This window comes from Pseudomonas sp. GYB4201 (assembly GCF_056312595.1).
This window is the reverse complement of sequence record NZ_JBWGIG010000005.1, coordinates 155,908-168,967: the sequence shown is the minus strand read 5'-3', so window position 1 is coordinate 168,967 and position 13,060 is coordinate 155,908. Positions and strand designations below refer to the sequence as shown.

11 protein-coding genes are annotated in these 13,060 nt (G+C 63.7%); 2 read left to right on the top strand and 9 right to left on the bottom strand.

The window, feature by feature from the left end; genetic code table 11:
• Positions 1 to 149 precede the first annotated feature (149 nt).
• Both AC0Z2B_RS06785 and AC0Z2B_RS06780 read left to right on the top strand, forming a co-directional pair.
• Positions 150 to 1,277 (top strand): efflux RND transporter periplasmic adaptor subunit, encoded by a 1,128-nt coding sequence (locus AC0Z2B_RS06785; RefSeq protein WP_476295665.1) that lies wholly within the window; start codon positions 150 to 152, stop codon positions 1,275 to 1,277.
• Positions 1,278 to 1,290: 13 nt separating this feature from the next.
• A complete protein-coding gene (locus tag AC0Z2B_RS06780) occupies positions 1,291 to 4,314 on the top strand; it encodes a multidrug efflux RND transporter permease subunit (protein ID WP_476295664.1) in 3,024 nt (1,007 codons plus the stop codon).
• A gap of 90 nt (positions 4,315 to 4,404) precedes the next feature.
• On the opposite strand, the gene AC0Z2B_RS06775 is transcribed toward AC0Z2B_RS06780, so the two are convergent.
• The 9 genes from AC0Z2B_RS06775 to AC0Z2B_RS06735 all read right to left on the bottom strand — a co-directional run bounded on the left by AC0Z2B_RS06775 (position 4,405) and on the right by AC0Z2B_RS06735 (position 13,029).
• Positions 4,405 to 4,626 carry a hypothetical protein gene (locus tag AC0Z2B_RS06775; RefSeq protein WP_476295663.1) on the bottom strand — a complete coding sequence of 74 codons (222 nt, stop codon included), beginning with the start codon at positions 4,624 to 4,626 and terminating at the stop codon, positions 4,405 to 4,407.
• Positions 4,623 to 5,342 (bottom strand): lipopolysaccharide kinase InaA family protein, encoded by a 720-nt coding sequence (locus AC0Z2B_RS06770; protein ID WP_416426795.1) that lies wholly within the window; start codon positions 5,340 to 5,342, stop codon positions 4,623 to 4,625. Before AC0Z2B_RS06770 ends, AC0Z2B_RS06775 begins: the two co-directional genes overlap by 4 nt.
• Before the next feature lie 161 nt (positions 5,343 to 5,503).
• A complete protein-coding gene (locus AC0Z2B_RS06765) occupies positions 5,504 to 6,781 on the bottom strand; it encodes a sensor histidine kinase (protein WP_416426796.1) in 1,278 nt (425 codons plus the stop codon).
• Positions 6,771 to 7,454 carry a two-component system response regulator ColR gene (colR, locus tag AC0Z2B_RS06760; RefSeq protein WP_416426798.1) on the bottom strand — a complete coding sequence of 228 codons (684 nt, stop codon included), beginning with the start codon at positions 7,452 to 7,454 and terminating at the stop codon, positions 6,771 to 6,773. The genes AC0Z2B_RS06765 and colR overlap by 11 nt, the downstream gene beginning before the upstream one ends.
• A 141-nt stretch (positions 7,455 to 7,595) precedes the next feature.
• Positions 7,596 to 9,239 (bottom strand): chaperonin GroEL, encoded by a 1,644-nt coding sequence (gene groL, locus AC0Z2B_RS06755; RefSeq protein ID WP_158155614.1) that lies wholly within the window; start codon positions 9,237 to 9,239, stop codon positions 7,596 to 7,598.
• 48 nt (positions 9,240 to 9,287) lie between these two features.
• Positions 9,288 to 9,581, bottom strand: coding sequence for a co-chaperone GroES (locus tag AC0Z2B_RS06750; protein WP_027976889.1), 294 nt, complete (start codon positions 9,579 to 9,581; stop codon positions 9,288 to 9,290).
• A gap of 971 nt (positions 9,582 to 10,552) precedes the next feature.
• Positions 10,553 to 11,038 carry an FxsA family protein gene (locus AC0Z2B_RS06745; RefSeq protein WP_416426800.1) on the bottom strand — a complete coding sequence of 162 codons (486 nt, stop codon included), beginning with the start codon at positions 11,036 to 11,038 and terminating at the stop codon, positions 10,553 to 10,555.
• 64 nt (positions 11,039 to 11,102) lie between these two features.
• Complete coding sequence (locus tag AC0Z2B_RS06740) at positions 11,103 to 11,834, bottom strand: HugZ family pyridoxamine 5'-phosphate oxidase (protein WP_476295661.1); 732 nt, start codon at positions 11,832 to 11,834, stop codon at positions 11,103 to 11,105.
• 187 nt (positions 11,835 to 12,021) lie between these two features.
• Entirely contained in the window at positions 12,022 to 13,029 is a 1,008-nt protein-coding gene (locus AC0Z2B_RS06735) for a DUF481 domain-containing protein (RefSeq protein ID WP_416426802.1), read from the bottom strand.
• Between the last annotated feature and the right edge of the window lie 31 nt (positions 13,030 to 13,060).

Here is a 13,060-nt window from a genome sequence, read left to right as displayed (position 1 = left end):
GCGGCAACTTCCCGTAGCAGCCGCCGAAGGCGGCGTCCGGCGGCTATCCTGAAGGGGGCGTAATATCCAGAAATACAGCGCAGTGGCGCCCCGCGCCCGACAAGCATAATGTGCTGCCCTCTCAGCTTTGCTTTCCAGGGAAACGGAATATGTTGCGCCGCCGCATGCTCACCATGTTGGGGATCGTGCTGGTGGTCGTCCTGCTGCTCGGTGGTTACAAGGCATGGTCGATCTACCAGCAGGTCCGGATGTTCTCGGCCCCCAAGCCGCCCGTTGCCGTGGCCGTCGCCACCGCCAGCGAGCGCGCCTGGCAGGCGCGGCTGCCGGCGGTGGGCAGCCTCAAGGCGCTGCAGGGCGTGAACCTGAGCCTGGAAATCGCCGGCACGGTGCGCGCCATCCAGTTCGAGTCAGGGCAGCAGGTCAAGGCCGGCCAGCCGCTGCTGCAACTGGACAGTGACGTCGAGACCGCGCTGCTGGGCACCGCCCAGGCCGACCTGGGCCTGGCCCAGCTCGATTACGGCCGGGGCGCGCAACTGGTGGACAGCCGCGCCATCTCCAAGGGCGAGTTCGACCGCCTCAACGCCGTGCTGCTCAAGAACAAGGCGACCGTCGCCCAACTCAAGGCCAGCCTGGCCAAGAAGAACATCCTGGCCCCGTTCAGCGGCACCATCGGCATCCGCCGGGTCGACGTTGGCGACTACCTGGCCAGCGGCACGGTGATCGCCACCCTGCAGGACCTCAGCAGCCTCTACGTGGACTTCTACGTGGCCGAGCAGGCCATCCCGCAGCTCCACGTCGGCCAGCCGGTGCTGGTCACCGTGGCCGCCTACCCGGGGCAGACCTTCGAAGGTACCATCAGCGCCCTCAACCCCAAGGTCGACGACAGCACCCGCAACATTCTCATCCGCGCCACCCTGGCCAACCCCCAGGGCAAGCTGCTACCCGGCATGTTCGCCAACCTGCAGGTGGTACTGCCCCAGCCGCATAACCAGGTGGTAGTGCCCGAGGGCGCCGTGGCCTACACCCTGTACGGCAACTCGGTGTACGTGGTCGGCGAGAAAAAGGACGAGCAAGGCAAGCCGGTCACCGGCGCCGACAACAAGCCGGTGCTGGTGGCCGAACGGCGCTTCGTCGACACCGGCGAGCGTCGCGACGGGCTGGTCATCGTCAGCAAGGGCCTGAGCGCCGGCGAGCAGGTGGTCACCGGCGGCCAGCTCAAGCTCACCAGTGGTGCCGCGGTAAGCGTCAGCCCCGACGCTACCCTCAAAGCCCACTGACAGGAGCACGGCCATGGCCTTTACCGACCCGTTCATCCGCCGCCCGGTGCTGGCCAGCGTCATCAGCCTGTTGATCGTGCTGCTGGGTTTCCAGGCGTGGAGCAAGCTGAGCATCCGCCAGTACCCGCAGATGGAAAACGCCCTGATCACGGTCACCACCGCCTACCCCGGGGCCAACGCCGAGACCATCCAGGGCTACATCACCCAGCCGCTGCAGCAGAGCCTGGCCAGCGCCGAAGGCATCGACTACATGACCTCGGTGAGCCGGCAGAATTTTTCGGTCATCTCCATTTACGCGCGCATCGGCGCCGACAGCGACCGGCTGTTCACCGAGCTGCTGGCCAAGGCCAACGAGGTCAAGAACAAGCTGCCCCAGGACGCCGAGGACCCGGTACTCAGCAAGGAGGCCGCCGACGCCTCGGCGCTGATGTACATCAGCTTCTACAGCGACCAGCTCAACAACCCGCAGATCACCGACTACCTGTCGCGGGTCATCCAGCCCAAGCTGGCGACGCTGCCGGGCATGGCCCAGGCCGAGATCCTCGGCAACCAGGTGTTCGCCATGCGCCTGTGGATCGACCCGGTGAAGCTGGCCGGCTACGGCCTGAGCGCCAACGATGTCACCGACGCGGTGCGCCGCTACAACTTCCTGTCGGCCGCCGGCGAGGTCAAGGGCGAGTACATCGTCACCAGCGTCAACGCCGCCACCGACCTGAAATCCACTGAAGGCTTCGCCGCCATCCCGCTCAAGACCGACGGCGACAGCCGCGTGCTGCTGGGTGACGTGGCGCGGGTGCAGATGGGCGCGGAGAACTACGACACCGTCAGCTCCTTCAACGGCACGCCCTCGGTGTACATCGGTATCAAGGGAACGCCCGGGGCCAACCCGCTGGACGTGATCCGCGAGGTGCGCAAGCTGATGCCCGAACTCGAAGGCCAGCTGCCACCCAACCTCAAGGCCTCCATCGCCTACGACGCCACGCTGTTCATCCAGGCCTCGATCGACGAGGTGGTGAAGACCCTGTTCGAGGCCGTGCTGATCGTCATCGTGGTGGTGTTCCTGTTCCTCGGCGCGCTGCGCTCGGTGATCATCCCGGTAGTAACCATCCCGCTGTCGATGATCGGCGTGCTGTTCTTCATGCAACTGATGGGCTACTCGATCAACCTGCTGACCCTGCTGGCCATGGTGCTGGCCATCGGCCTGGTGGTGGACGATGCCATCGTCGTGGTGGAGAACATCCACCGGCACATCGAGGAAGGCCGCACGCCGTTCGACGCGGCGCTGGAAGGTGCGCGGGAAATTGCCATGCCGGTGGTGTCGATGACCATCACCCTGGCCGCCGTGTACGCCCCCATCGGTTTCCTCGAAGGCCTGACCGGCGCGCTGTTCAAGGAGTTCGCCCTCACGCTCGCCGGCGCCGTGGTGATCTCCGGCATCGTTGCCCTTACCCTGTCGCCGATGATGTGCGCGTTGCTGCTGCGTGCCGATCCCAACCCCAAGGGCCTGGCCCACCGCCTCGACCAACTGTTCGAGCGCATCAAGCAGCGCTACCAGCGCCTGCTGCATGCCACCCTGCAGACCCGCCCGGTGGTGGTGGTGTTCGCGCTGATCGTGCTGTGCCTGATCCCGGTGTTCCTCAAGTTCAGCCAGTCGGAACTGGCGCCGGCGGAAGACCAGGGCATCATCTTCATGATGGCCACCGCGCCGCAGCCCACCAACCTCGACTATTTGAACACCTACACCGACCAGTTCCTGGGCATCTTCAAGGACTTTCCCGAGTACTACTCCTCGTTCCAGATCAACGGCTTCAACGGCGTGCAGTCGGGCATCGGTGGCTTCCTGCTCAAACCCTGGAACGAGCGCAGCCGCACGCAGATGCAGCTGTTGCCCGAGGTGCAGGCGCGCCTGGCGCAGATCCCCGGCCTGCAGATCTTCGGCTTCAACCTGCCGGCGCTGCCCGGCACCGGCGAAGGCCTGCCCTTCGAGTTCGTGATCAACACCGCCAACGACTACGAGTCGCTGCTGGACGTGGCCCAGCGGGTCAAGGACCGCGCCCAGGCCACCGGCAAGTTCGCCTTCCTGGACATCGACCTGGCGTTCGACAAGCCCGAGGTGGTGGTGGATATCGACCGCGCCAAGGCTGCGCAGATGGGCGTGTCGATGCAGGAACTGGGTGGCACCCTGGCGACCCTGCTGGGTGAGTCGGAGATCAACCGCTTCACCCTCGATGGCCGCAGCTACAAGGTCATCGCCCAGGTGGAGCGCGCCTACCGCGACAACCCCGAGTGGCTGAACCAGTATTACGTGCGCAACAACCAGAACCAGCTGCTGCCGCTGTCCACCCTGATCACCGTCAGCGAGCGGGCGCGCCCGCGCCAGCTCAACCAGTTCCAGCAGTTGAACTCGGCGATCATCCAGGGCTTTCCCATCGTCAGCATGGGCGATGCGGTGCAGACGGTACGGCAGATCGCGGTCGAGGAAGCGCCAGCCGGCTATGCCTTCGACTACGGCAGCAGCGCCCGCCAGTACGTGCAGGAAGGCAACGCCCTGTGGGTCACCTTCGGCCTGGCGCTGGCGATCATCTTCCTGGTGCTGGCGGCGCAGTTCGAAAGCTTCCGCGACCCGCTGGTGATCCTGGTGACCGTGCCGCTGTCCATCTGCGGCGCGCTGATCCCGCTGTTCCTGGGCTGGTCGAGCCTGAACATCTATACCCAGGTGGGGCTGGTGACCTTGATCGGGCTGATCAGCAAGCACGGCATCCTGATCGTCGAATTCGCCAACCAGCTGCGCCGGGAGAAAGGCCTGGACGCGCGGGAGGCGGTGGAGGAAGCGGCAGCGATTCGCCTGCGGCCGGTGCTGATGACCACTGCGGCCATGGTCTTCGGCATGGTGCCGCTGATCCTGGCCACGGGCGCCGGTGCGGTCAGCCGCTTCGACATCGGCACCGTGATTGCGACGGGCATGTCGGTGGGCACCCTGTTCACGCTGTTCGTGCTGCCGTGCGTGTACACCCTCATCTCCAGGAAAACCCCGTAACAGCGGCCGCCAGGCCGCGTCCCGGGCGCCCCACGGATGCAAAAAGGCCCCGTCATTGACGGGGCCTTCGGGCCGATCGGTATGGCAACCTCAGCCCTTGCGTCCCTGGGCCATGCCGAACACGAACAGGAGCAGGTCCTGGTCCGGTCGCACCGCCGCCTGGGATCTGGCCGCTCGAGGCAGGGGGCAAGCCCCCGCGCCCGTTTCAACACTCAGCACACCCGGCCGAGGTTGATCCAGGGCTGCAATCGCAGCAGTACTGACCGCCAGGGCAGCGAGCAAAAACAAACCTCGAGCAATTTCTAGTTTCATGACTCTAAACCTTTGATCGGGCTGCCAAACGCCGTCTTGTAAAAATAGAGCAGTTTGCTCCAGTCTGCGTCGCTGAACGACGAGTGGCGGCGAAGTTGCTTGAGGTCATGACGGGCCGCGCTCTGGGCGCTGAACCGTTGGCGGCACTTTTCCAGGTCGAGGGTGGCGATCTCCGGGCGCGCTGCTGCGCCCTCGCCCACTACCCGCAGGAAAATGTGTTTTGCATACAGGCAACTGTGCTGCCAACGGCCCTTGTGCATGCGCGCCAGGGTGTCGGCCAGTTGCTTGAGTATGGCTTCATGCAGCGCTTCACCGTAGTGCGCGCGGTCATGGCTTTCATACCACTGGTCGATTTCCTGGAACCCGTCTAGGGCCTCGGTGACCAGCAGCGCACGCCACTGGCCCTGGGTGTCACGCTGGGCACCGCAAAACACCAGTTTCGGCACGCCCACGCCAAGGGCGGCGAGGCTCTGCAAGGCATCGCGCTCGCGCAGCACCGTCGGCCGCCCCATGGGGTGGCGCAGGCTGCGGTAGGTGTGGCCCACCTGGCGCTTGGCATACAGCAGTTGGCCATTGGCGGAATGCAGGCGCTGCACGCCGCTTTCGCCGCCGCGGCGCACGTTGGGCTCTTCCACCCATTCGCCCTGCTGGTTCCAGAAATAATCAAAGCGCGTGTCGGGCGCTGAAGGGCTTGGGGTCGCGTAGTCGACGGCCATCACCGGTACTCCTTGGCTAGGATGTGAACACGCCACACCGCATACAAATCGCGATCACCTTAGTCAGGCGGTCGTGAAAAATGTGTAGAAAACCTCAGTAAGCGAGCCGGGGTTTTACACAGGAACAATACTGGCACAGGGCCTTCAGTGCTACCCGGCAGTCAATCCGGCCGGTTCAGGCTGACCTGGAAGCAGCAGCCGTGGGGCTCGCGGGGGGTAAGGTCGACTTCCCAGCCCTGGTCATCGCAGATCCGCTGCACCAGCGACAGGCCCAGGCCCAGGCCCTCGCCGCGCTTCTCGGTGGCGCGCACGAACGGCTGGAACACCGCCAGGCGCTTCTCCTCGGGGATGCCGATGCCGCTGTCCTCGACCTTGAAGCCGCCCGGCTCAAGGGTCAGGCGGATGAAGCCAGCGTCGGTATAGTGCAGCGCGTTGCGCAGCAGGTTGCCCATTACCGCGAGCATGAAGGTGGCGTTGTAGCGGGTGTCGGGGAGTTCGGTACGGGCCACTTCCAGGGTCAGGCCCTTGTGCTCGATGGGGCCACGCCACAGGCCCAGCAGGTTGTCGGCCACCTGGTCGAGGGTCAGCTGCGCGCTCATCTCCGAGTCGTTGCGCTGGGCCCGGGCCAGCATCAGGAAGGTCTGCACCAGCTCGCGCATTTCCTCGCAGGCGCGGGCGATGCGCTCTACCTGGGCGCGGGCACGGCCATCCAGCGCAGGGTTTTCCAACAGCAGTTCGCAGGAGGTGGCCAGCACCATCAACGGCGTGCGCAGTTCGTGGCTGACGTCGCTGGTGAACAGGCGCTCGCGGCTCAAGGCATCGCGCAGGCGGCCCAGGGTAGCGTCGAACGCCACGGCCAGCTCACCCACCTCGTCTGCCGCGTAGTCGGGGGCCAGCGGCGGGGCCAGGCCCAGCAGCTGGTCACGGTGGCGCACTTGCCGGGCCAGGCGCACCACGGGGGCCATCACCCGCCGCGCCAGCACCCAGCCGAGGAACACCGCCAAGGCCAGGCTGAGCACGAAGCCCACCACCACCACGGCGAACAGCACGCGCTCGCGCTCTTCGAAATCGCTCTGGTCCTGCAGCAGCACGTACCGGCGGCCATCGACGATTTCGACCATGGCGTGGTACGACAGGTCGCCGCGGAACACTTCATGGAAACCGGCGCTCAGGTGGCGCAGGTCCTTGGGCAAGGCATAGTCACCGCGGCCGCTGCTGTAGTAGAACAGCTGGTCGGGCTCGGGCCGATGGTTCCAGTCGCTGACATTGTCCATCAGCAGCAGGCGTTGCAGGTCGCCGCCCAGCCCCGCCGAAATCAGCTTTTCCTCGACCAGGTGCACCGTGGCCACGATGCCCACGGCGAAGGCGCCGGCCACCAACGCGCTCATCAACGCAAAGGCGATGATGATCCGTTGCGCGAGGCTTTGCTTAAACTCCATCTTTGCCCTCGGCCAGGCGGTAACCCACGCCATGTACCGTTTGCAGCAGCGGTTTGTCGAACGGCTTGTCGATCACCTGGCGCAACTGGTGCACGTGGCTGCGCAGGCTGTCGCTGTCTGGGCAGTCGTCGCCCCACAGCGCTTCTTCCAGCACTTCGCGGCGCAGCACGTGGGGGCTCTTCTGCATCAGCACCGCCAACAGCTTCAGGCCGACCGGGTTGAGCTTGAGGGTGCGGCCCTGGCGCGAGACCTCGAGGGTATCCAGGTCGTAGCTCAGGTCGCCCACCTGCAGGCTGCGACGACCGCCGCCCTGGGCGCGGCGCAGCACGGCTTCGATGCGTGCGGCCAGCTCCGACAGGGCGAACGGCTTGACCAGGTAGTCGTCCGCACCGGAGCGGAAGCCCTGCAGGCGGTCGTCCAGCTGGTCGCGAGCGGTGAGCATGATCACCGGGGTTTCCCGGCGCGCGTCTTCGCGCAGGCGCTTGCACAGGGTGTAGCCGTCGATGCCGGGTAACATGATGTCGAGCACGATCAGGTCGTAGTGCTCGGTGGCCGCCAGGTGCAACCCCGACAGCCCGTCCTGGGCACAGTCGACGGTATAGCCCTTCAGGCCCAGGTAATCCGCGAGATTGGCCAGGATGTCGCGGTTGTCTTCAACCAATAGAATTCGCATGGGCAGGTTCTCCATCCAGTGTGTTTGCCCTTGGGCGCAGGCAGCTTACGGCGTTAGGCCCCCGAGGGCCAGTGGTGGCGCCCGCGGGCATAAAAAAACCCCGCGCAAGGCGGGGTTCTTTTTAAAGCGGGTAAGGCTGGCTTACATCATGCCGCCCATGCCACCCATGCCGCCCATGTCTGGCATGCCGCCAGCTGCAGGAGCGTCTTCCTTGATCTCGGCGATCATGGCTTCGGTGGTGATCATCAGGCTGGCGATCGAGGAAGCAGCCTGCAGTGCCGAACGGGTAACTTTGGCTGGGTCCAGGATACCCATCTGGATCATGTCGCCGTATTCGCCAGTGGCAGCGTTGTAACCGAAGTTACCTTCGCCTTGCTTGACCTTGTCGACAACCACGCTTGGCTCGTCACCGGAGTTGGCAACGATCTGGCGCAGCGGTGCTTCAACAGCACGACGCAGCAGAGCGATACCGACGTCCTGATCGGCGTTGTCGCCTTTCAGGCCAGCGATGGCTTGCAGCGAGCGAACCAGGGCCACGCCACCGCCAGGTACCACGCCTTCTTCGACGGCTGCACGGGTAGCGTGCAGGGCGTCTTCAACGCGGGCTTTCTTCTCTTTCATTTCAACTTCGGAGCCAGCGCCAACCTTGATCACTGCAACGCCGCCGGACAGCTTGGCCAGGCGCTCTTGCAGTTTTTCACGGTCGTAGTCGGACGAAGTGTCGGCCACTTGCTGACGGATCTGGGTAACGCGAGCCTGGATGTCAGCCTCAACGCCAGCACCGTCGATGATGGTGGTGTTTTCTTTCGACAGCACGACGCGCTTGGCGTTACCCAGGTGCTCCAGGGTAGTGCTTTCCAGGCTCAGGCCGATCTCTTCGGAGATAACGGTACCGCCGGTCAGTACGGCGATGTCCTGCAGCATGGCCTTGCGACGGTCGCCGAAGCCTGGAGCCTTGACGGCTGCAACCTTGACGATGCCACGCATGTTGTTCACAACCAGGGTCGCCAGGGCTTCGCCTTCAACGTCTTCAGCCACGATCAGCAGTGGGCGGCCGGCTTTGGCAACGGCTTCCAGCACTGGCAGCATTTCGCGGATGTTGGAGATCTTCTTGTCAACCAGCAGGATCAGCGGGCCGTCCAGCTCGGCGACCATGGTGTCTGGCTTGTTGACGAAGTAAGGGGACAGGTAGCCGCGGTCGAACTGCATGCCTTCAACGACCGACAGTTCGTTTTCCAGGCCCGAGCCTTCTTCAACGGTGATCACGCCTTCTTTACCAACTTTTTCCATGGCTTCGGCAATGATGTCGCCGATCGAGGAGTCGGAGTTGGCCGAGATGGTGCCGACCTGGGCAATGGCTTTCGAATCAGCGCATGGCTTGGACAGGCCTTTCAGCTCTTTGACGATGGCGATGGTCGCCTTGTCGATACCGCGCTTCAGGTCCATCGGGTTCATGCCGGCAGCGACGGCTTTCAGGCCTTCGTTGACGATCGACTGAGCCAGTACGGTAGCGGTGGTGGTGCCGTCACCGGCGTCGTCGTTGGCACGGGAGGCAACGTCTTTGACCAGCTGCGCGCCCATGTTTTCGAAGCGATCTTTCAGCTCGATTTCCTTGGCTACGGAAACGCCGTCCTTGGTGATGGTCGGAGCGCCGAAGCTCTTCTCGATGATCACGTTACGGCCTTTCGGGCCCAGGGTCGCTTTTACCGCGTCAGCCAGGACGTTTACGCCGGTCAGCATTTTCTTGCGGGCGGAGTCGCCGAATTTAACTTCTTTAGCAGCCATGATCGATTTCCTTGAATACTGGGTAGTAAAGGGAGAGCAGCGGGGTTATCAGCCTTCGATAACGGCGAGGATTTCGTTCTCGCTCATTACCAGCAGGTCTTCGCCGTCTACTTTCACGGTGTTGCTGCCGGAGTAAGGGCCGAACACGACCTTGTCGCCCACTTTCACGGACAGTGCACGCACTTCACCGTTGTCCAGCACTCGGCCGGTACCGACCGCGATGACTTCACCATTGTTGGCTTTCTCGGCAGCCGAACCTGGCAGAACGATACCGCCAGCGGTTTTCTTTTCTTCTTCGCTGCGACGGATAACGACGCGGTCATGCAGAGGACGAAGCTTCATTGTCGATCTCTCCTAATTATGGTTTTCAGCGGCCGGTGTCTGTACCGGCGTTGTGGTTCATCCGGCGGGGCCGGTCGCGGCTCGCTGCGCGAGACGCGGAATAATGTCTGGCAAAGCCAGAAACCTTGCGGTGACCCATACATGAGGTCGCCGGTTGCGATTACAAGGGTGGGGGATAAAAATTTTTGCAGCACACCCCCCTCCCAAGCACCAACCGCCTTTGGCTTTGGCTTTGGCTTTTGATGTTGCTTTTGATGTTGCTGTTGATCTGGCTCTTGATCTTGGCCCCGTAAAGCGCCAGGGCCGACTGGAGGCGTTGACCAGGCGGCAGCCCGCAGGGCCCTTCGGCGCAGCCGAAGGAAACGGCAGCCCGCCCGCTCTGTTAGCGGGGGCCGTTTTGCCGCCTGGGCGACGCCGGAGGGAGGGGACCCGTAGCGCAGCGAAGGGCCCAAGCAGGGGCGAGACCTTTTTGGTGACTTTTTGGGGCGACTGCCAAAAAGTTACTCGGCGTAAGGCCGAAACGGTCGGTGGTCGCACCGCGAAAATGGATATGTTTGAAATCGGCGAAGCGGGATTCGAAAGCCGTATGAATATCCAGCACTCAGGGTGATGCAGAATCACCTTTTCGGCCTTACGCCGACTCACTTTTTGTCAAACGCCACAAAAAGTAAGCAAAAAAGGCTTGCCCCTGCTTGGGCCCTACGCTTCGCTACGGGTCCCCTCCTTCCGGCGCCGCTCAACGGGCAGACGGCACCCGCTATAGAAGCCTGCGGGTTACCGTCTCTTCGGCCTACGGCCTCGGCCCTTCGGGCGGCCCGTTGATCGACGCCTCCAGTCGGCCCGGGCGCTTTACGGGGCATACAATCAAGATCAAAAGCCACATCAAAAGCCAGATCAAAAGCCAGATCAAATGCAGATCAACAGCCAACAAAAACGGCCCCGTAGGGCCGTTTTTCTTTCGGTGGTGCAGCTTAGTCGCGCTTCTCGAACTCACCCTCAATCACGTTGGGCTCACGCCCCACCGCGTGGTTGGCCGCCGGCCGCGCATGGCCTTCATAGGTCCGGCCATGCATCTCCTCGGCAAACGAACGCTGGCGCGACGCCTGCTCGCGGGCCTTTGCCTGCAGCTTGCCGGCAATCAGCTTGCGGGTGAACGGCAGCAGGCACAGCAGGCCCAGCACATCGCTGATGAAACCGGGCAACAGCAGCAGGCCGCCGCCGATGGCCAGCATCAGCCCCTGGAACACCTGCTCGGCCGGCAGTTCGCCGCGTTGCAGGCTGGCACGGGCATTCAGGGCGGTGGCCAACCCGGCCACCCGCACCACCAGCACGCCAATGGCGGAGCCGGCAATGATCAGCGCCAGCGCCGGGAAAAACCCGATCGCCACGCTGACCTTGAAGAAGACGAAAAGCTCCAGCACCGGGAAGAGCAGGAACAACAGTAAAAAGACACGCATCAAGGTTTCCTCTGCGGAAGAACGACTTCCAGTAAACCTTAGATGACGTCGATGTTTCGTGAATTCAAGCCTCGACCTGCCCAGTCGTCGGCCAGACCTCGGCGTGGGCCAGTGAAACCAAGGCCTGGCGGACCTCCAAAGGAGTGTTACAAGGCTTTTCAAAAGCCAACCAGTACAACCCCTGGCCGATGCGCAGGTGCATGCCCTCGCTGTCCACGCCGGCCAGTTGCGCCGGCACGTCCGCCGGCAACCCGGCCAGCTCCACGTAGTGGGCGATGGCCTTGGCGTGGTCGGCGTTCATGTGCTCGACCATGCCGGTCTCGGCCTGGCCGACGAAGGGGTTGGCCAGGGTGACCTGGTCCAGCCAGTGAATGGCGCCGAAACCGCCGATGTAGCGATGGCGCACCGGCTCCAGCACCCAGAAATCGAAATCATGGGCGTGGTGGTAGTTGGCCGAGTCCGGGAAGTAGCGGTAGTAGCGCTGGGCCGCGGCCTCGATGGCTGCTTCGTCCTCCAGCTTGCGCGCCTGGGCCATCACCGTCAGGCGGCCGACGGCCTGCACATCCTCGGCGCCGCGCTCGCCCACCAGCAGCGAGCACTTGGGGTCCTGCAGCAGGTTGTGGGTGTGCTGGGCGATGCGGCTGATGAGGATCAGCGGGTTGCCGCCGGCGTCCAGGCAGTACGGCACCACCGACCCGAACGGGAAGCCGGGCATGGACTTGGACAGGGTCGACAGTACGCCGCGGTATTCCTTGAGCAGCAGTTCACGGGCCTGACGCAGGGCTTTGGCGCTCACCTTGGGCTCCTTGGTGTAATAAAGGAAAGCCCAAAGGTAAACACTGGCAGGCGGGTTGTCACCTGGCGCCAGCCTGCCTCGATTCGTAGCCGCTGCCGTAGGCTGCGCTGGCCTTATGCCTCGCTGGAGATTTCCAGTGTGCATTCGGGCCAGCGCAGCCTGCGGCAGCGGCTACAGGATCGGAGGCTTACCAGGCCACGCCGAAGCCTGCGGTGTAGCGGCTGGTGTTGAGGTCGGCGTTGCTGGAACCGGTCACCAGGTCCTTCTCGTACTTGAGGTTCAGCGACGCCCACTGGGTGACCTTGTAGCGCAGCCCCACTTCCGAATCCAGGCTGTAGTCGGCCACGCCACTGAGCGGCTTGCCCACTTCGCCGTTGGTGAAGAACTCCACGGTCTTGCCGATCAGGAAGCGGTTGTAGGCCCACTTCACGCCCACCGAGTAGAAGTCGGACTTGGCGCCGTCGGAGTATTCGTAAGTGCTGTGGTTGAGCAGCGAACCCAACGAGAACGCGCCCAGTTCGTCATCCCAGAACTGGTAGCCCGGGCCGGTACCCACGGTGCGTTGCTTGGACAGGTCCTCGACGAAGTCGCGCTTGACGTTAACGCGGCCCTGCCAGTACCACTTGTCGGTGATGAAGCGGTCCAGCGCGTATTCGGCGTTCCAGTTGTTGGTGCCGATCACGCCGTCGGTGGCCTCGCGGTTGTACTCGGCGTCCGCCGTGTGGCGCCAGCGGCCGCTGCGGGCACTGGTCTTGAAGGCCAGGTTGTAGTCGTCGGTGTTGCTGTCGGCGCGCTTGAAGTCCAGGGCGGCGTCGATGTTACCCTTCCACACCAGGTCTTCGACCACCGGCTTGGGCTTGATGATCTGCTGGATGCTGGCCAGCTCGACGGTCTTGGGCGCCTCGCCGTTCTGCAAGGTCACCTTGCCGTCGTCGGAAGGCTTCAGGGCCTTGGCCTTCTGGCCGGTGTAGGCGTCCTGCTTGACCAGCAGCTCCTGGTCGCTCTCCAGGGTCTTGACCTGTTTCCAATCCAGGGCGACGGAGCCACCATACGGAGTGTCGAGCATCAGTTTGCCACCGTCGAACACGGTGATCTTGCCGGTCAGGCGGTCGCCGTTCTTCATCCAGACCGTGTCGGCAAGGGCAGTGGTTGAGGCGCTGGCAATGGCGAGGCACATAAGGGTTCTGGACAGCATAAGCAGATTCGGGCTCGAGTTTTGAAGGTTT